19 protein-coding genes and 1 other RNA gene are annotated in these 16,814 nt (G+C 36.6%); 3 read left to right on the top strand and 17 right to left on the bottom strand.

Translation table 11 applies throughout. The features are described 5' to 3' along the window. Positions 1 to 19: 19 nt before the first annotated feature. From LC418_RS12775 to LC418_RS12745, 7 genes are all read right to left on the bottom strand, one after another. Positions 20 to 928 (bottom strand): hypothetical protein, encoded by a 909-nt coding sequence (locus tag LC418_RS12775; protein WP_223559394.1) that lies wholly within the window; start codon positions 926 to 928, stop codon positions 20 to 22. Between the two features lie 10 nt (positions 929 to 938). Next, on the bottom strand, positions 939 to 2,654 hold the full coding sequence (locus LC418_RS12770) for a phospho-sugar mutase (protein WP_223559393.1): 1,716 nt from the start codon (positions 2,652 to 2,654) through the stop codon (positions 939 to 941). 72 nt (positions 2,655 to 2,726) lie between these two features. Continuing rightward, on the bottom strand, positions 2,727 to 3,428 hold the full coding sequence (locus tag LC418_RS12765; protein ID WP_111957956.1) for a GIN domain-containing protein: 702 nt from the start codon (positions 3,426 to 3,428) through the stop codon (positions 2,727 to 2,729). A gap of 7 nt (positions 3,429 to 3,435) precedes the next feature. After that, positions 3,436 to 4,164: a DUF3667 domain-containing protein gene (locus tag LC418_RS12760; RefSeq protein ID WP_223559392.1), complete on the bottom strand. Its 729-nt coding sequence runs from the start codon at positions 4,162 to 4,164 to the stop codon at positions 3,436 to 3,438. Between the two features lie 18 nt (positions 4,165 to 4,182). Next, complete coding sequence (locus LC418_RS12755; protein ID WP_223559391.1) at positions 4,183 to 4,557, bottom strand: hypothetical protein; 375 nt, start codon at positions 4,555 to 4,557, stop codon at positions 4,183 to 4,185. A gap of 372 nt (positions 4,558 to 4,929) precedes the next feature. Further along, positions 4,930 to 5,880: a glycosyltransferase family 2 protein gene (locus tag LC418_RS12750; RefSeq protein ID WP_223559390.1), complete on the bottom strand. Its 951-nt coding sequence runs from the start codon at positions 5,878 to 5,880 to the stop codon at positions 4,930 to 4,932. 16 nt (positions 5,881 to 5,896) lie between these two features. Further along, positions 5,897 to 6,496, bottom strand: coding sequence for a DUF4199 domain-containing protein (locus LC418_RS12745; protein ID WP_223559389.1), 600 nt, complete (start codon positions 6,494 to 6,496; stop codon positions 5,897 to 5,899). Between the two features lie 130 nt (positions 6,497 to 6,626). Between LC418_RS12745 and ffs the strand changes: the two genes are divergently transcribed. Then, positions 6,627 to 6,724: signal recognition particle sRNA small type (ffs, locus tag LC418_RS12740), an RNA gene on the top strand. Positions 6,725 to 6,827: 103 nt separating this feature from the next. Here ffs and LC418_RS12735 read toward each other — a convergent pair. The 6 genes from LC418_RS12735 to gyrA form a co-directional block, all read right to left on the bottom strand. After that, on the bottom strand, positions 6,828 to 7,514 hold the full coding sequence (locus LC418_RS12735) for a metal-dependent hydrolase (RefSeq protein WP_223559388.1): 687 nt from the start codon (positions 7,512 to 7,514) through the stop codon (positions 6,828 to 6,830). Between the two features lie 210 nt (positions 7,515 to 7,724). After that, positions 7,725 to 8,171, bottom strand: a complete 447-nt coding sequence (locus LC418_RS12730) for an SRPBCC family protein (RefSeq protein ID WP_223559387.1) — start codon at positions 8,169 to 8,171, stop codon at positions 7,725 to 7,727. Positions 8,172 to 8,187: 16 nt separating this feature from the next. Then, the gene (menA, locus tag LC418_RS12725) at positions 8,188 to 9,117 is read right to left on the bottom strand and encodes a 1,4-dihydroxy-2-naphthoate octaprenyltransferase (RefSeq protein ID WP_223559386.1); all 930 of its coding nucleotides are present in this window, start codon (positions 9,115 to 9,117) and stop codon (positions 8,188 to 8,190) included. Positions 9,118 to 9,207: 90 nt separating this feature from the next. Next, positions 9,208 to 10,044: a 1,4-dihydroxy-2-naphthoyl-CoA synthase gene (locus LC418_RS12720; RefSeq protein WP_111957974.1), complete on the bottom strand. Its 837-nt coding sequence runs from the start codon at positions 10,042 to 10,044 to the stop codon at positions 9,208 to 9,210. Between the two features lie 156 nt (positions 10,045 to 10,200). After that, complete coding sequence (locus tag LC418_RS12715; RefSeq protein WP_223559385.1) at positions 10,201 to 11,226, bottom strand: tetratricopeptide repeat protein; 1,026 nt, start codon at positions 11,224 to 11,226, stop codon at positions 10,201 to 10,203. Positions 11,227 to 11,254: 28 nt separating this feature from the next. Then, positions 11,255 to 13,843 carry a DNA gyrase subunit A gene (gene gyrA, locus LC418_RS12710; protein ID WP_111957978.1) on the bottom strand — a complete coding sequence of 863 codons (2,589 nt, stop codon included), beginning with the start codon at positions 13,841 to 13,843 and terminating at the stop codon, positions 11,255 to 11,257. Positions 13,844 to 13,990: 147 nt separating this feature from the next. Here gyrA and LC418_RS12705 point away from each other — a divergent pair, with 147 nt between their 5' ends. Further along, on the top strand, positions 13,991 to 14,305 hold the full coding sequence (locus LC418_RS12705; RefSeq protein WP_111957981.1) for a DUF4286 family protein: 315 nt from the start codon (positions 13,991 to 13,993) through the stop codon (positions 14,303 to 14,305). Between the two features lie 43 nt (positions 14,306 to 14,348). On the opposite strand, the gene LC418_RS12700 is transcribed toward LC418_RS12705, so the two are convergent. The 3 genes from LC418_RS12700 to LC418_RS12690 all read right to left on the bottom strand — a co-directional run bounded on the left by LC418_RS12700 (position 14,349) and on the right by LC418_RS12690 (position 15,766). Next, positions 14,349 to 14,582, bottom strand: coding sequence for a hypothetical protein (locus LC418_RS12700; protein WP_223559384.1), 234 nt, complete (start codon positions 14,580 to 14,582; stop codon positions 14,349 to 14,351). A gap of 171 nt (positions 14,583 to 14,753) precedes the next feature. Next, positions 14,754 to 15,248, bottom strand: coding sequence for a GNAT family N-acetyltransferase (locus LC418_RS12695; RefSeq protein WP_111957985.1), 495 nt, complete (start codon positions 15,246 to 15,248; stop codon positions 14,754 to 14,756). Between the two features lie 5 nt (positions 15,249 to 15,253). After that, on the bottom strand, positions 15,254 to 15,766 hold the full coding sequence (locus LC418_RS12690; RefSeq protein ID WP_111957987.1) for a DUF421 domain-containing protein: 513 nt from the start codon (positions 15,764 to 15,766) through the stop codon (positions 15,254 to 15,256). 128 nt (positions 15,767 to 15,894) lie between these two features. On the opposite strand from LC418_RS12690, the gene LC418_RS12685 reads away from it, so the two are divergent. Continuing rightward, positions 15,895 to 16,443, top strand: a complete 549-nt coding sequence (locus LC418_RS12685; protein ID WP_223559383.1) for a YqhG/Tai3 family protein — start codon at positions 15,895 to 15,897, stop codon at positions 16,441 to 16,443. A 49-nt stretch (positions 16,444 to 16,492) separates the two neighbouring features. On the opposite strand, the gene LC418_RS12680 is transcribed toward LC418_RS12685, so the two are convergent. Beyond that, positions 16,493 to 16,627 carry a bacteriocin-like protein gene (locus LC418_RS12680; protein WP_111957991.1) on the bottom strand — a complete coding sequence of 45 codons (135 nt, stop codon included), beginning with the start codon at positions 16,625 to 16,627 and terminating at the stop codon, positions 16,493 to 16,495. Between the last annotated feature and the right edge of the window lie 187 nt (positions 16,628 to 16,814).

Below are 16,814 nucleotides of genomic sequence, written 5' to 3'. Positions count from 1 at the left end.
TTATTTTTATTTAAATTTACTAATAATCGTTTTCCACGTTCATTTTCTCACGAATCTGATCAACAGGTATCTGAGCATCAAAAAGAGCCAGAAATTCCTGAACCCTTTTTGCGGTATATGAATTAGGATATTTTTTTATAATCCTTTTATATTCATTCCTGTTTTCGTCGTATAATTTTCCGTCTGCTGTTTCATACGTTGGGGTATTGTCCATTCCGTACAGATAATCATGCAGGTAATTGTTGTAATCTTTTTTCACTGTTTTCAGGAGCTGGCTTTCGGGATATTTCTTCATAAAATTTTCCCAGAATATCAATCTTTCTCCCAGTTCTTTCCAACTAATGATCAATCCGGCATCTGCAGCATAGTTCTCTTTTGCTTCCATTGCCATCTGAGCAATGTAAGAATTGTAGTCCGGGGTTACCTTATTTTTAAATATGGTAAAATAATGATCAGGCACAGACCAGATTTCGGTGTAACCTTCTCCTACTTCCCTGAACTCCAATCCTTCTTTCTTAAACTGAGCTGCGAGCTTTTTTATATTTTCCGGAAACTTGTAGCTGTCGCTGCCGGAATCATAATAATTGACATATTTATCCAGAATATCGGTATGCAGTCTGCTCAGGCCTTCAATATATTTATTCCTTACTTCAACGTAATCTTCGTACACCTTATTATTCTGCTCCGGACTTCCGGCTGCTATTTCTCTTTCTGTTTTAGATTGATAATACTGAAGCGCTTTTATATAATCCTCCGTTGTATTTTTTGGAGAATAGGCTGTATCAACTGGTTTAAAAAGATCTTCTTTTATTTCTGTTTTGGTAACTGAATCATTAACTGCTTTTACTTCTGTCGTTTTAGAAACCTCTTTTTTACAGGAAAAAACAAGTACAGAAAGCATACAGACCGCAAAACTCTTTTTTATCATTCCTACAAATTTAGTCCAGCTTCAGATCTTTTCTTACGTCCTCGATTTTTGCTTCTAATGATTTTAATTTATCTTTAAAGTCGGTTTCAGAAGTAACCGTATCTTTTACAGAAATATAAAATTTAATTTTCGGTTCTGTTCCTGAAGGCCTTACGCAGACTTTAGTTCCGTCCTGAGTATAATAAATGAGTACATTCGATTTCGGAATATCATTCATTACTTTGGTTTCATTCTTTGAAACGGAGAAACTGGTCTGTTCTTTAAAATCCTTCACTTCTTCTACCAGTGATCCTGCCAATTCTTTTGGTGGGTTTTCACGGAAGTTTTTCATCATGTTCTGAATTTCTTCAGCTCCTTCTTTTCCTTTTCTGACAATATTGACTAAGCCTTCATAATACATTCCAAGATCCTGATAAATCTCGATCATATATTGGTACATTGTTTTCCCGTTAGCCTTACACCATGCTGCAATTTCGCAGGCTAAAACGATACTTCCACAGGAATCCTTATCGCGGACAAAATCTCCGGTCATAAAACCGAAACTTTCTTCACCACCGCAGATGAATTTCTCTCTTCCTTCTGCCTCACGGATCATTTTTCCGATCCATTTAAATCCTGTAAGTCCAACTTTACAGTCAACTCCGAATTTCTTTGCAATGTCAAAGAAAATATCTGAAGTCACAATCGTAGAACCAATAAATTCCTTCCCTGTAATCCTTCCCTGCTTTCTCCATTCATTTAAAATATAATAAGTAAGAATTGTATTCGTTTGATTACCATTCAGAAGCTGCATTTCGCCATCAAGGTTTCTTACGGCAATTCCTAATCTATCCCCATCCGGATCTGTTCCGATCACGATATCTGCATTGGTAATTCTTGCCAGATCCATAGCCATTTCAAGTGCTGCAGGTTCTTCTGGGTTCGGAGATTCTACCGTGGTAAAATTACCGCTCGGGATCATCTGTTCTTTTACAAGATCTATCTTTTTGAATCCTGCTTTTTCCAAAGCCTTTGGAACCGTAGTATAAGTTGTTCCGTGGATAGAGGTAAAAACAATATTTAAGTTCTCTTTTCCTACATTCTGATAGGTTGAATTTTCAATACAGGCGTCAATATACACATCGTCCTGCTCTTCCCCGATCCATTCGATCAGGTCATCATTTCCGCTGAATTTAATTTCTTCGAATTTTACAGAATATACTTCATTAATAATTGCTTCATCATGTGGCGGAACAATCTGCGCCCCATCATTCCAATATACTTTATAACCATTGTATTCAGGCGGATTATGTGATGCGGTTAATACAATTCCCCCGTTACATTTTTTGTCTCTTACAGTGAAAGACAATTCCGGGGTTGGTCTGTGATCTTTGAAAAGAAGCACTTTAATTCCATTTGCGGTTAAAACATCAGCAACCAGTTTCCCGAATTCTTTTGAATTATGGCGTACATCGTAAGCAATGGCCACCTTAATTTCTTCTCCTTTAAACTGTTGAAGCATATAATTAGCCAGCCCCTGTGTAGCCTGACCTAAAGTATATTTATTCAAGCGATTGGTTCCTACTCCCATGACACCTCTCATGCCTCCTGTTCCGAATTCAAGTTCTCTGTAGAAAGAATCCTCGAGATCCGGAGAATTGCTGTCAATTAAGGTTTGTACAGCATCTCTTGTTTCTTTATCGAATGTATCACTTAACCAAAGTTTCGCTTTTTCTAATGTTGTCATATGTGTATTTTGCTCTTTTATAGTTTTGTAAAGTTCCAGTTTTAAATTTAGCAGTTTTTCTAACCCTCCAAATTACTCCAATTTCTTATTTTCAACCTTGGTCGTCTTATCAATTTTGAATGCACGAATCGGGTTATTGTAATAGATAAATTTTGCCGTGTTCTGAATATTTCCTTTTAAAGAATCTTTTACATTAACTTCTGCATAATTCCCATTTTTAGAATCGATATTCAGGTTCTCTATTTTCCAGTACGGCGCGATCAGACTTGCTGTGTCAGAGATCTTTATCACTGCGTTTTTGGTAAGTCCCAAAAAGTTAGCGCGGCTTCTGTTCTGCATTTCTACTTCTGCTCTTCTCGTGTTCACTGAACCCATAAAAGTAGCATAATTTTTTAAATTAAGCCTAAAATTATCGGTCTTAATTTCACTTGAAATATTCATTTCTACAGAATCTGCCACTGAAACTTTTTCAAGGTTATATTTTGAATAGATGGTCACATTATAAAAATCCACCCCTTTTGTTCCTCTTTTTTCTTTGATAATAAGAGTCTTGTCTTTAACATCAACATCCAGATTACTGGCTACGTTTGGGTAAGTTTCGATCTCTACAAAATTTTTAGCCCCTCTGGCATAAAAGACACGAAATTTTCCTTCCAGGTCCAGGTTCACAAATTCTGAAACATCTACATCTTTCCTTTCAATATTTCCTTTCGGAGAAACTTTTCCACAGGAAACCGCCGCTACAAGTAAAAATGGGTATACTATTTTTTTCATATTCAAATTAAAGTATTCTATATAAAATTGCGATGATGACAAGGCTCTCTATTCCCATCAAAACATACAGTAATGATACTCTCCAAAGCAGACCAGGTTTTGAGTATGATTTTTTAAATGCATTCCAATACGTAACTGCCGGAAAGAGAATGAAAAGAATAAATGAAGCCTTCTCCAAAATACCGAAAATCTTCGCTGCGGGTTTCCACAGGCCTATAAGACTTACCATATCATTAAACAAAAATATGATTAAAATTCCTAACAGGCTTACTGTTCCGATGATAAAATGCTCGGCAATATTCAATTTCATTCTTTTGAAAATGAAATAGGCATTGGTCCCGAGTATGGGAATGATGACAAAAAGGATTGTTTTGGAGTATCGGGAGAAAAATTCAAAGATTTTTGAGCTTTCTTTCTGAATTTCGTTCGGATTCAAATCCAAATAAAAATGCATGGTTAAGACATTGAATCCAAACAAAATAAGCAACAAAGAAAATAGATTATAGTACTTGATTCTTTTACCTGAAATATAATCCATTGCCATTCTGCCGGGTCTAAATAAAACATGCTTCAGGCTCCGGAAAAACCTTTCTTCTATATGCCAGATTGATCCTAAAATATCAGTTTTAATCAATGAACGAGGAGTTATTCTTGCTGTATCTGCCTTTTGCCCGCAATGAGAACAAAACTCATCGGAAATTTCATGACCACAATTCAGACAACTTTTTGGGTTCATTATAAAAATTCTTACATTTTATTTTTTTCTGTAAAACCAGGTTTTCGGATCCTTTCCTGCCGACAGCAATAAATAATTTTTGCTTAAGTAAGAAATATTCATTGCAACAGTATCCAGACCAGGATATTTCATCTTCAGTATTTTATTTTTTCTTTGATAACTTCCTTTTTCTTCCATTGAGGTAAAGGAATTGCCTTTATCAAAAGTCAAAGTTCCTGTTCCGTATCTGGAATTATTTTCTTTGGATTTTAAACTATCAATTTCAGTTACCACTCCATCATATAAATCTATGAATTCCCAGGAACCCAGAAGTTTTGATGATCCGCAGGAAGACAGTAAAAGAATAGAAAAACTTATTAAAATGAGTTTTACCGGCTTGTTTTGTGTTGCCAATTTTATAAATTACACACAAATATAAAGAAAAATAGCTTCGGAAATGGTTCTGCGATTGTGTTTTCTGCCAATATTTTATATTATCTGATTTGTTGAATTATATTGGCGTAATGGTTTGAGTTTTCGCAAGGGCGAGAGGGTTTTCACCTACTTTGTGCTGTCAAGGCACTAGGATTTATCTGCGATAAAATGGATTAATGCTCAAATAAACCCTGTTGAAAATCTTTGATTTCCTTGCGTCCTAACAATAAGTAATAATGCAAGGTCGCAAAGACATTTGTTCTTTCCAGTACAAAAAATGACATAAAAATCCCCGGATAGTTTAGATCTTCCCGGGGATTTTATTAGTTTAATGATGGTGTATTTAACGTATTAAATCACTTCATCAATATTATAATTCTTATGTTCCCTGTTGGTTCTGATGATCATTTCTCCTAAGAATCCGGCTATGAAAAGCAGAGTTCCCATAATCATCATTGTCAGAGCAATATAAAACCACGGATTGTTTGTAATCAAATGTCCGTAAATTCCTCTTGCTACATCGATCAGTTTTGAAATTCCCAGCCAAAGTGCCGAAAGAAATCCCACGATAAACATCACAGTTCCCACCGCTCCGAAGAAATGCATGGGTCTCCCTCCGAATCGGCTTACAAACCAAAGGGTTACCAGATCCAGAAAACCTCTGATAAATCTTTCGGTCCCGAATTTTGAAGTTCCGTAAGGTCTTGCCTGATGTTGTACCTCTTTTTCCGTAATTCTTCTGAATCCCGCATTAGCAGCCAGTACAGGAATATACCGGTGCATATCTCCATATACGTCAATTGATTTTACAACCTGCTTTTTGTAGGCTTTCAGACCACAATTGAAATCATGAAGATAGACTCCCGACACTTTTCGTGCTGCTGCATTGAACAGTTTTGACGGAACATTTTTCGTCATTACGTTATCAAAGCGTTTCTTTTTCCAGCCTGAAACAATATCGTAATTATCTTCAGTGACCATTTTATAAAGTTCAGGAATTTCTTCGGGAAAATCCTGTAAATCAGCATCCATGGTAATCACCACTTCTCCGTTCGTTCTTTCAAAAGCAGCATGAAGAGCCTGAGATTTTCCATAATTCCTGGAAAACTTTATTGCATGGATCTGGGGATGCTGAACCTTCATATTTTCAATAATGCTCCACGACAGATCGGTACTTCCGTCATCTACAAACCAGATTTCATAGGATAAGCCGTTGGAATAACAGACATTATCAATCCTTGAAAAAAGTTCTTCCAAAGAGTCCTCTTCGTTTAATAACGGAATAACTATAGATAAATTCATTTAATTTTAATAAAAATTATTCTTGATTTTCGGTTTCCTGGTATACGGATCTCGTTCTGAAAAACGCACCAAAAAACACTGACAAAACTACGTAAAATATAAGAATTGCTGCAAAATATCCCGAAAAATGACTGGCAGTAAGCATATCTTTTCCTTTAATGGCTTCCGGAGAAAAACTTGGCAGCCTTTCCTTGTACTTTTTGTCTAATTCATCAATGTCTTTTTGATGTTTCAGGATTTTTCTTGCAGACTGATACTCAGTATCTAGTTCCGTTTTCTGTCTCTGCACATACTGGTAATTCAGCAGTTTTTTAGCATCAGGATCTACGAAATTAAGGAACGCATAAATGCTGAAAATAGAAAGAATTCCTCCGATAAACATCGGAATAAATGCTCTTGAGAACGCATCTTTAAAGCTTACGACTCTATTTTTGTTCCAGAAAGATTTTACGGACCAAAAAGCACCACCTGCATATAAAATAGGCAGAATAAATGCATTGATTTTCAGAGAGATGTCAAAATAATTGATACCTGAGAAAAAGTAATAGGCTACAAAAAAGATGATCATTGTAGCGATAAAAAGTATAATTCCTAATGTTGATGGACTTTTCGTCATGTTAGATTTTTTAGAAAAAGTTGAAAAATTATTGCCCTAAATTCCAGCTGTTTAGCTTTATTACTGCCTTTTTTCGACTAATTTTCTTTAATAATATTTTGAAGTTTATAAATTATTCCTACCTTTGCAACGGCAAGTCCTAAACAACCAGCTCCTGAGAACCCTCCAGGGTGGGAACACAGCAAAGGTAATTGGTCGTAGCGGTGTGATTTAGGTAGCTTGCCATTTTTTTTGATTTAAGTTGAAGTAAGGTAATTGGATGATTATCTTTTTTTGTTTCCATACTTTTCAGCATTTCCATTCTAATTTCCAGATTACCTTTCATTTTTATTTAAAATTCAAACTCCTCTCCCAGTTTAGGAAGAACCAATTCTACATTTTTATCTGCAAAATGTTTCAATGCACTTTCATGGTTGATCTCAATGGCAGGGAATGTATCGAAATGGCATCCGATCACTTTTGGAGTTTTTAGTAATTCTGCTGCAGCAAAAGATGCTTTTCTTGGGCACATCGTGTAGTGGCTTCCGATGGGAAGGATAGACAGGTCAATATTCCCGAAAAGTCTTGGGAAAAGCTCCATATCAGCCATTACTCCGGTATCTCCGGCCAGATAAATGTTCTTCCCTTCAGGAAGTCTGAAAATATATCCTACCGGAACGCCTCCATAGCTTCCATCCGGGAACGAACTTGTATGGTGAGCCGGTACCATGGAAATTTTAAGATCGTCGATTTTTGCTGATCCTCCTAAGTTCACATCGTCTTTGTTTTTTGCAGTTTTAAAATAAGCACAGACCTCAGGAACACCAATAACTGTTGCTTCCGGATGAAACTGCAACACTTCCTCTACATCAGCAATATGATCACCATGAGCATGAGTCAATAAAATATAATCGATCTTCTGAGCCGATATATCAAAGCCGGATTCCGCTTTTTTGTAATTGTAAAAAGGATCGCTTAAAATTGTTTTGTCTTTGTATGTAAACAAAAAACAGTTTTGTCCTAAAAATTGTATTTTCATTTTAATTGATTTATTAATTAATTTTTAAACATTCAAACACAAATAGCTCAAATATTTTTCACGAATAACACTATAAAATATTAGTGAAAATTTGTGTAAACATTGGTGTTATTTGTGTTTTATTTAAACGCAAAGAGTGCTAAGATTTTTAATAAACTAAATGTTTTTAAATTCGCAAAGGCGTTAACTCAGCGAAGGTTTTATGTCAGATTATTTCTGTGGAAATTTATCCTCAATCAATCTTAAATTAATTCCATGTTCTAAATACGCTTTGCAACCATCGAGAACTGTCGTAAAACCGCCAGTATTATCATTAATTACTTTTAAAAGGTCTTCACCCGTCTGGCTGAACCCATAGCTTTTAATAACAACTAGAATTCCTTTCTCCATTTGTTTGAATTCATAATCTACATGTACTGACGGATCTCCCCACTCTGTTTTTATCAGCTGGTTTGGAATAATCTGGTGAACTTTTACTTCAGATTTTGCGCCATACATTTCCCACTCCCAGGTAATCGTTTTACCCTCCTCCAATTTTCCGGTAGATTTTGTAAACCAGAAATTGGTAGTCACTTCAGGATTGATAAATGCCTCAAAGACATCTTCAATCGGTTTTCTGATAAGCATTTGAGCTTCAACATAGCTATTTGAACTCATAGTAATGGAAATTTATTTATTTAAAAAAATTAAGTCCAATTGCTGTAAGAACCGCCATGGTAAAGGTAAGGATACCCACCTGTTTCAAGAATGGATCCAAGTCTTTAGGCTCTTTTACAGACATAATTTTCCTTCTGAGCTTAGCAAATGGAATTAACAGGATCATTACAATGAAAACGTAATAGTTTTGAGACTGTATGAAACCATTTAATCCTAAAAATATAAGAATTAAGACCAAAGGAAGCTGTAACAGGACCATTTCGTAAATCATTGCATTTTTGAAACCTATCCTCAATGCAAAGCTGTTTTTCCCAGACAGTCTGTCACTTTCTATATCTCTCATATTGTTAAGATTAAGAACAGCCATACTCATCATTCCTACTGCTGTTCCGGGTAATAGCATATCCCAGCTGAAAGTTTTTGTAAACAGAAAATAACTCCCGCAAACCGAAACTAAGCCAAAAAATACAAATACAAAAAGATCTCCCAATCCCATATATCCGTAAGGTTTTTTTCCAACTGTATAGCCGATTGCCGCCAGAATACAGGCTACTCCCAATCCTATGAAAATATAAAATTCATTCATATAATTGGGGATGAAAGCGATATATAAGAGTGCAATTGTGGCAACAAAGGATAATGCAGAAAAAAGGATCACCGCATTTTTCATTTGCTTTGCCGTAATTTTTCCTGAAGCTACGGCTCTGGATTCTGCCTCATTTATTCTTTTGGCATCAGTTCCTTTTACGCCATCCCCATAGTCATTGGCATAGTTTGATAAAATCTGGTATAAAAGGGTTACCAGAATCGCCAGAGCAAAAATTTTCCAGTCCCAGGTACCTCCTTCTCCGTAAAGTCTCCATTTTGCAATGAAAGCTCCCATTATAATTCCGCTTAAGGAAAGCGGTAAAGTTCTTAGCCTTGCGGCTTTTATCCAATCCGACATAAATATTTAGATGTTAGATAGTAGAAGTTAGAAGTTAGATTTAAAACCATATAAGCTTACTATCTAATTTCTAACCTCTAACTTCTTATTTTAAGATATCCATTGATTTTCTCCGAAGTCTGGCTTTCTTTTTTCAAGGAATGCATTTCTTCCTTCCTGCGCTTCTTCTGTCATATATGCCAAACGGGTCGCTTCTCCTGCAAACACCTGCTGACCAACCATTCCATCATCTGTCAGGTTCATTGCGAATTTCAGCATTCTGATAGAAGTTGGTGATTTTGCTAATATTTCCTGTGCCCATTCATAGGCTGTATCTTCTAATTCGGCATGCGGGATAACGGCATTGACCATTCCCATTTCTAAAGCTTCCTGAGCAGAATAGTTTCTTCCTAAAAAGAATATTTCACGGGCTTTTTTCTGACCAACCATTTTCGCCAGGTAAGCGGATCCGTATCCACCATCAAAACTCGTCACATCAGCATCGGTCTGTTTGAAGATAGCATGTTCTTTACTTGCCAGAGTAAGGTCGCATACCACATGAAGTGAATGCCCTCCTCCTACTGCCCATCCCGGAACAACAGCGATCACTACTTTCGGCATAAAACGGATCAGACGCTGAACTTCAAGAATATTCAATCGGTGTCTTCCGTCTTCGCCTACATATCCCTGATGTCCTCTTGCTTTCTGGTCGCCTCCACTACAGAAAGCCCAACCTCCATCTTTGGCACTTGGACCTTCTCCTGAAAGCAGGACAACCCCTATTGAAGAGTCTTCATAAGCGTCATAGAAAGCGTCATACAGTTCTGAAGTGGTCTTGGGTCTGAAGGCATTTCTTACTTCCGGTCTGTTGAAAGCAATTCTTGCTACCCCATTACATTTTTTATAGGTAATATCTTCGTATTCTTTGGCGGTTTTCCACTCAATCATCTTATAAAAATTTTTCCCAAAGATACGGAATTACAGAGAATTTTCAGGGTGAAATTTAACGATAATTAAGGTGAAAATAAAAGCATATTTCAGATCAAAAAATAAAAAACCGGAACATTTCTGCTCCGGTTTCATTTATAATTTAACTAAGAATTATTATTTTGCTTTTGCTTTAAGCTCAGCTTCCTTAGCTTTCAGATCTTTAATTTTATCTGTATTTTTTGTTACGATATAGATCTCTTTCAATGCAGTAAGGGCATCAAGATTTTCCGGTGCTGCTTTGTACCATCCTTCAGCATATGGAAGTGCTTTAGTAAATCTTTCTCTTCTTGCATCGATTAGTTTAGTCGCTTCTTCAGGCTTATCTTTTCTTGTTGCGTTAATCTGCTCTACAATTTTGGAATCGTCTCCAATTATTGTATAAACAAGGTTCTGATAAGCATTATCAAAGTCAGGTTTAATCTCGATAGCTTTCTTGAATGATGCAAGTGCATCCTCCACTGTTGCAGGATTCTTAGACTGCATTACTCCAAGATTATACCAGTTGGTAGCATCGTTAGGGTTTTTAGCAAGCTGCTCTTTAAGTGCTCCGATGAATTTTTCCGTATTTCCAGAATCATAATAAGCTGTAGCCTGAGCTTCTTTAAGTTTGGCATTATTTGGATATTTTGCCAAACCTTTTTCAATAATTGTCAATGCTTCATTAGGCTTCTTTGCGTTCATAAGCAAAGTCGTTAATGTTTCATACAGTTCCGGCTCAACACTTGGTGTTTGCTCTGTTTTGAAATCTGAATAATCAGGATTCTTTTTCATAAGCTCCCAAGTAGCTTTGTCTAAATTCACTACCTGACCAGACTTTTTCTCTTTCGCAGTATACGTTGTCTGAACTCCAGTAAAACCTGAATTAATAAGATCTGTATATATTTTGATGGATTCGGTGCTGTTATTTGCCAAAGCATAGCTCAGACCTGCGTAATACATATATATCTTATCATCCTGGCCATTGGTTTTTAATAAGTTATAAACTTCTAAAAACTTAGGCGCGGCAACGGTATAATTTTTTGCATTATATGCATCCATTGCAGCTTTGTTCGCTTCCTGCAGCTTGGCATTTACATCGCCCTTCTGACCGAAAACGAAAGCAGAAGCTACGATTGCTATACCTAAAATGAGTTTCTTCATAATAACTATATTATATTAATTGTACGTTTTATTCTTCAGAATCAGAATTCTCATTTTCTCCGGCCGGGTTTTCTTTTTCAGCCTGTGGTTCTGTATTGTTTTCTTGGTTATCTGCTACAATTCCTGTCCCTTCTGCATTTTCTTCAGAGTCTTCTTCTGCTACCTCTTTATCCATTTCTACTTTTGCAATGGCTGCAATTTCGTCATTTTTCTTAAGGTTAATCATTTTTACTCCCTGGGTATTTCTTCCCATTACTCTCATTTCATCCATATTCATTCTGATGGCAACACCGGACTTATTGATGATCATCAATCCGTCTTCGTCTGTCACATTCTGAATAGCGATCAGATTTCCTGTTTTTTCGGTAATGTTCAGGGTAATAACTCCTTTTCCTCCTCTGTTGGTGATTCTGTAGTCTTCTACAGCAGTTCTTTTACCGTATCCTTTTTCAGAAACCACAAGAACTGTCTCTTTTTCTACATCATTCACAACAATCATACCAATTGCCTCGTCATTATCGTCCATAGTGATACCACGTACCCCAATGGATCCTCTACCTACTTCTCTTACTTTTTCTTCAGGGAAACGGATACATTTACCATTTTTAGTTGCAATCATGATCTGAGAAGTACCATTGGTAAGGTATGCACCCAATAATTGGTCATTATCTCTGATCTCGATGGCATTAACCCCATTAACTCTTGGTCTTGAGTACGCTTCAAGAGAGGTTTTCTTAATGGTTCCATTCTTGGTCACCATCACTACACTCATTTGGTTTACGTATTCAGCATCTTTCAGGTTATTGGTTCTGATGTAGGCTTTGATCTTGTCATCCTGCTCAATGTTGATCAGGTTCTGTACTGCTCTTCCTTTGGATGTTTTTGACCCTTCAGGAATTTCAAATACTCTTAACCAGTAACATCTTCCTTTTTCTGTGAAAAACAGCATATACTGGTGGTTGGTCGCAGAAACAATATATTCAAGGAAATCTTCGTCCCTTGTAGTTGCTGCCCTGTTCCCTACACCACCTCTGCTCTGAATTTTGTATTCAGAAAGTGAGGTTCTCTTAACATATCCTGCGTGTGAAATGGTAAGAACTACGGCTTCATTCGGGATAATATCCTCGATAGACATTTCTCCTCCTGAATAGTCGATTGCAGTTCTTCTTTCGTCACCATATTTTTCTTTGATTTCAAGCAATTCTTCCTTGATGATCTCAAATCTTCTCGGTTCATTGGCTAAGATATCTTCCAGGTTCATGATCTCTTTCATGATCGTGTCATATTCATCACGGATCTTGTCAAGTTCCATTCCTGTAAGACGTGCCAGTCTCAGATCAAGAATGGCCTGAGCCTGAATGTCAGAAAGTTCAAATGCTTCGATCAAGCCTTCTTTTGCTGCCTGAGGGTTAGCACTGTGACGGATAATAGAAATGGCTCTGTCTAAAGAATCCTGAGATCCTATCACTTTCATGAAACCTTCCAGGATGTGAGCTCTCTCTTTGGCTTTCTTAAGCTCGTACTGAGTTCTTCTCACAATCACTTCGTGTCTGTGCTCTACGAAATGGTGGATGATATCCTTTAAATTAAGCTGTTCCGGTCTTCCTTTAACCAGCGCAATATTATTAACGCTGAAAGAAGTCTGAAGTGCTGTATATTTATATAGTAAGTTTAGGACAACATTAGGAATAGCATCATTTTTCAGTTCGTAAACGACACGCAGACCGTTTCTGTCCGATTCGTCTCTGATCTCATGAATTCCTACAATCTTATCATCTTTTACGAGTTCCGCAGTTCTGGCGATCATATCAGCCTTGTTTACCTGGTATGGAACTTCAGTAACGATAATAGCATTTCTGTTTCCGATTTCTTCGAAATTCACTTTTGCTCTCAGCACTACTCTTCCTTTTCCTGTATGGAAAGCATCCCTTACTCCATCGTAACCGTATATAATACCTCCTGTAGGGAAATCCGGCGCTGTAATATGGTGCATTAATTCATCGATAGTAATCTCTCGGTTATCGATATAAGCACAGATTGCATCAATAGATTCTGATAGGTTGTGCGGTGCCATATTGGTCGCCATACCTACTGCAATTCCGGAAGTACCATTGACTAAAAGGTTAGGAACTTTTGTAGGCAGCACGGTAGGCTCCTGCATACTGTCGTCAAAGTTATTCTGAAAATCAACAGTTTCTTTGTCCAGATCTGAAAGAATCTCATCAGAAATCTTTTTCAGTCTTGCTTCGGTGTATCGCATTGCCGCAGGCGGGTCTCCGTCCATTGAACCGAAGTTACCCTGCCCATCCACCTGGGGATAACGCAAGCTCCATTCCTGAGCCATTCTCACCATTGCATCATATACTGAAGAGTCTCCATGCGGGTGATATTTACCCAAAACATCCCCAACGATTCTTGCAGATTTTAAATATTTTCTATTAGAAAAAACCCCTAATCCATACATACCGTAAAGTACTCTTCTATGAACGGGTTTCAGGCCGTCTCTTACGTCCGGCAACGCTCTTGAAACGATAACCGACATCGAATAATCGATATAAGACGATTTCATTTCATCAACAATGTTGATAGGAATCAGTCTTTCTCCTTCTTTTTGCATAAACAAATTTATTATAATGACAGTCAGACCTTTAGCTGTGCGTCTGAAAATTATTTATTTCCAATTTTTATTAACGGGCTAATTTACGAAATTTTTACCGATTTTTGCACTAGAATTTATCCACAAAATCTTAAAAATTCATAAAATATGAGCTTATTGAGTATAACTTTCCACTGTACGAAAAACAATATCGAAGAATGGGAAAATTATATTGATGAAACACTGGTGCTGATGGCGGAAAACCTTATGGATGTCAATAAATATATTCTTTCTGAAGTACACAGTGATTATATTGAAGAGGGGAAGAATTATAACTTGCTTCTGATGTTTGACAATGATGATCTCAGAGAGGATTTTATCAAAAGTGAAATGCTCAACATTTCGGAAAGAATTGAGAAAAAATTCGGAACGGAAATAATGATCTTTAATACATTCCTGAATCCAAAAAAATCAAGATTTTAATACAAATCAAAAGCCCTGAAAAATCAGGGCTTTTTTATTTTTCTTAATCTCTGTGTCGTTTGTGTCCTTTGTTTTTATGATGATGACCTCTGTTGTCATAATCATAATAATACACTCGTTTTTTCACCTGTCCCGGAGCATAGTATCGTGCACTTCCTCCATACACTTTTTTAGCTTGTCCCGGCGGGAGTCTCCTTACATGATGATCATGCACCACACATGATGTCATCATAAACATAATGGTTAACACCCCTACAATTTTCATTAAACCTTTCATATTTTCCACTTTTTCAAATTTCAATAGGGAGATAACAAGGTTAGTGCCAAAGTACACCGGAGCATTTTTGAAAGGGAAGCTTACGGGGTTTGAAAGCCAATATTTTTAGAACAAAAGTGATTTATTTAATTAAAAATGAAAGATTTAAAGAATTGTCCGGTTCTCTTTTATTTATTCTATACTGTCACTTCGCTTTTCGAACAGTACGACATCTTTCCACTGTCCGTTTAGCTTTCCAATCTTTTTTCTGACTCCTACAGTTCTGAACCCGTTTTTTTGGTGAAATCTTATAGAAGCTTCGTTTTCGGGAAAGATGCTGGCCTGAAGAGTCCAGAAACCATGGCTTTCGCTGTCAAGAATCATCTTTTTCAGCAGAACTGATCCTAAGCCTTTCCCCTGATACGTGTTGTCAAAATAAATGCTCACTTCAGCTACTCCTTTATAACATTCTCTTTTGCTTACCGGCTTCAAAGCACACCACCCTACTATTTCATTGTTTTCATTCTCAAGTACCCAACGGCAATCGTTGAAATATTCCATATTCCAGGCTTCGGCAGTAGGAACTTCTGTTTCAAAAGTGGATACCCCTCCGTCTAATCCCTGCTTATAAATTTCCAGCACTCTTTTTTCATCACCGGGAAGCATTTCTCTTAATTCGTAATTCATTCTATTTAATAGTATTTTCTTTTATTTTTTCTTTTGATTCTTGAATAGTGGGTCTGCTTTTCTTTCTCATCTTCTGAGATAACGCTTATATTACCATCGACTTCAAGAATAGAAAGCTTAACATCTCTTATTTTCTCCACACCGTGTTCTCTTATGGCTTCTTCCAGCTCATCACGGGTGATCTTCACCCTGTTCAGAGCAGTCTGGTCTATTACCCCATCTCTGATCAGGATTACAGGGTCTTCTTCCATAAATGTTTCGAATTTCCGGTTGGAGAACATGAGTCGTTTTAGAATAAAGTTGGCCGCAAACAGAACGAGGGCTGCAATAAGACCACCCTGCAGAGAGGTATTCTGGCCCACCATTGCATTCTGAACCGCATTGGAAATAAGAAGGAGCAGAACCACATCTCCTGCATTAAGCTGGGAAAGCTGGTTTTTACCAAAGAGACGGATAGCGATCACCATAAAAAGGTAAACGCAAAGGGAACGTACTACAACATCAAGAATAGGATTCACAGATCATATTTAATAATCAAATGTATTAAATTTTATGATTGGCTGTTTAAATTATTTTTAGGCTTAAGAAACAAGCTGACAGAATAAAAGATGGCACATGATTTGACCATTGAATTTAAATTTTATTGATGAAAAAAATCTTTCTATGCTTAGGAATTTTTCTCTTTTTAGCAGCCTGCAAAAATAATGGATCCCGTGCAAATTCGGCCGAAGAAACCTCTGTTATACAAAAGGTCAACGAGCTTTACCGTTTATATGGAGGCTCAAATGATGCTCTTTATAATAAACCCTTCTCTGACAGCCTTTTTTCTCCGGAACTCAAAAGAACACTTGAAGAGGCTTTGAATGCTTCTAAAGCTGATATTGAAAAGGTAAAACACAGTGATCATCCGGATGAAAAACCATTATTGTTTGAAGGAGCTGTTTTTTCAAGCTTATATGAAGGATACAACAGTTACAAAATAAAATCTGTTGTTATCAACCCTTCGGGTACCTCAGCGGATGCGGCGGTTACTTTTGAATACATGATGTCTCAGCCTAAAGTTATATGGACCGACAAAGTACATTTGATAAAGTCCGGCCAGGAATGGAAGATTGATAACATCAGCTTTGACAGTATTGCAAATTCGAAAGATCTGAAAGCAAGCCTGAAGAATTTTGCTCAAAGCGTGAAATAATCATTAAATCTGATCATAAAAAAAGCTGCTCTAAAGGCAGCTTGAATTTTTAAGGACATTGAGAAATATGGGCTTCACTACACACTGTTTTATTGAGTCTTTCACAAAATACACAATAAATTACAGGTGCACCCCCATACACTGATTTCAATTCATTCTTGTTAAGTTTCTTTAAATTTTTCATATTGTTTTAATTTGTTTGACAAATATAGAACGCTTTTCCTGAACATTTATTATGTTTTGCACTTAAAATTTTAATTATTTATAAAAATTATAAGAAATTTCAAACAATACTTTAATATCATATATCTTTATGGTGAAATATTATTTATAATATATTATGTATCTTTAAATAAACCAAAACAATAAAA

It is taken from the genome of Chryseobacterium lathyri, from assembly GCF_019970085.1.
Lineage (GTDB): Bacteria > Bacteroidota > Bacteroidia > Flavobacteriales > Weeksellaceae > Chryseobacterium > Chryseobacterium lathyri.
The sequence above is the reverse complement of the archived record's forward strand: the minus strand, read 5'-3'. Positions and strand labels throughout refer to the sequence as shown.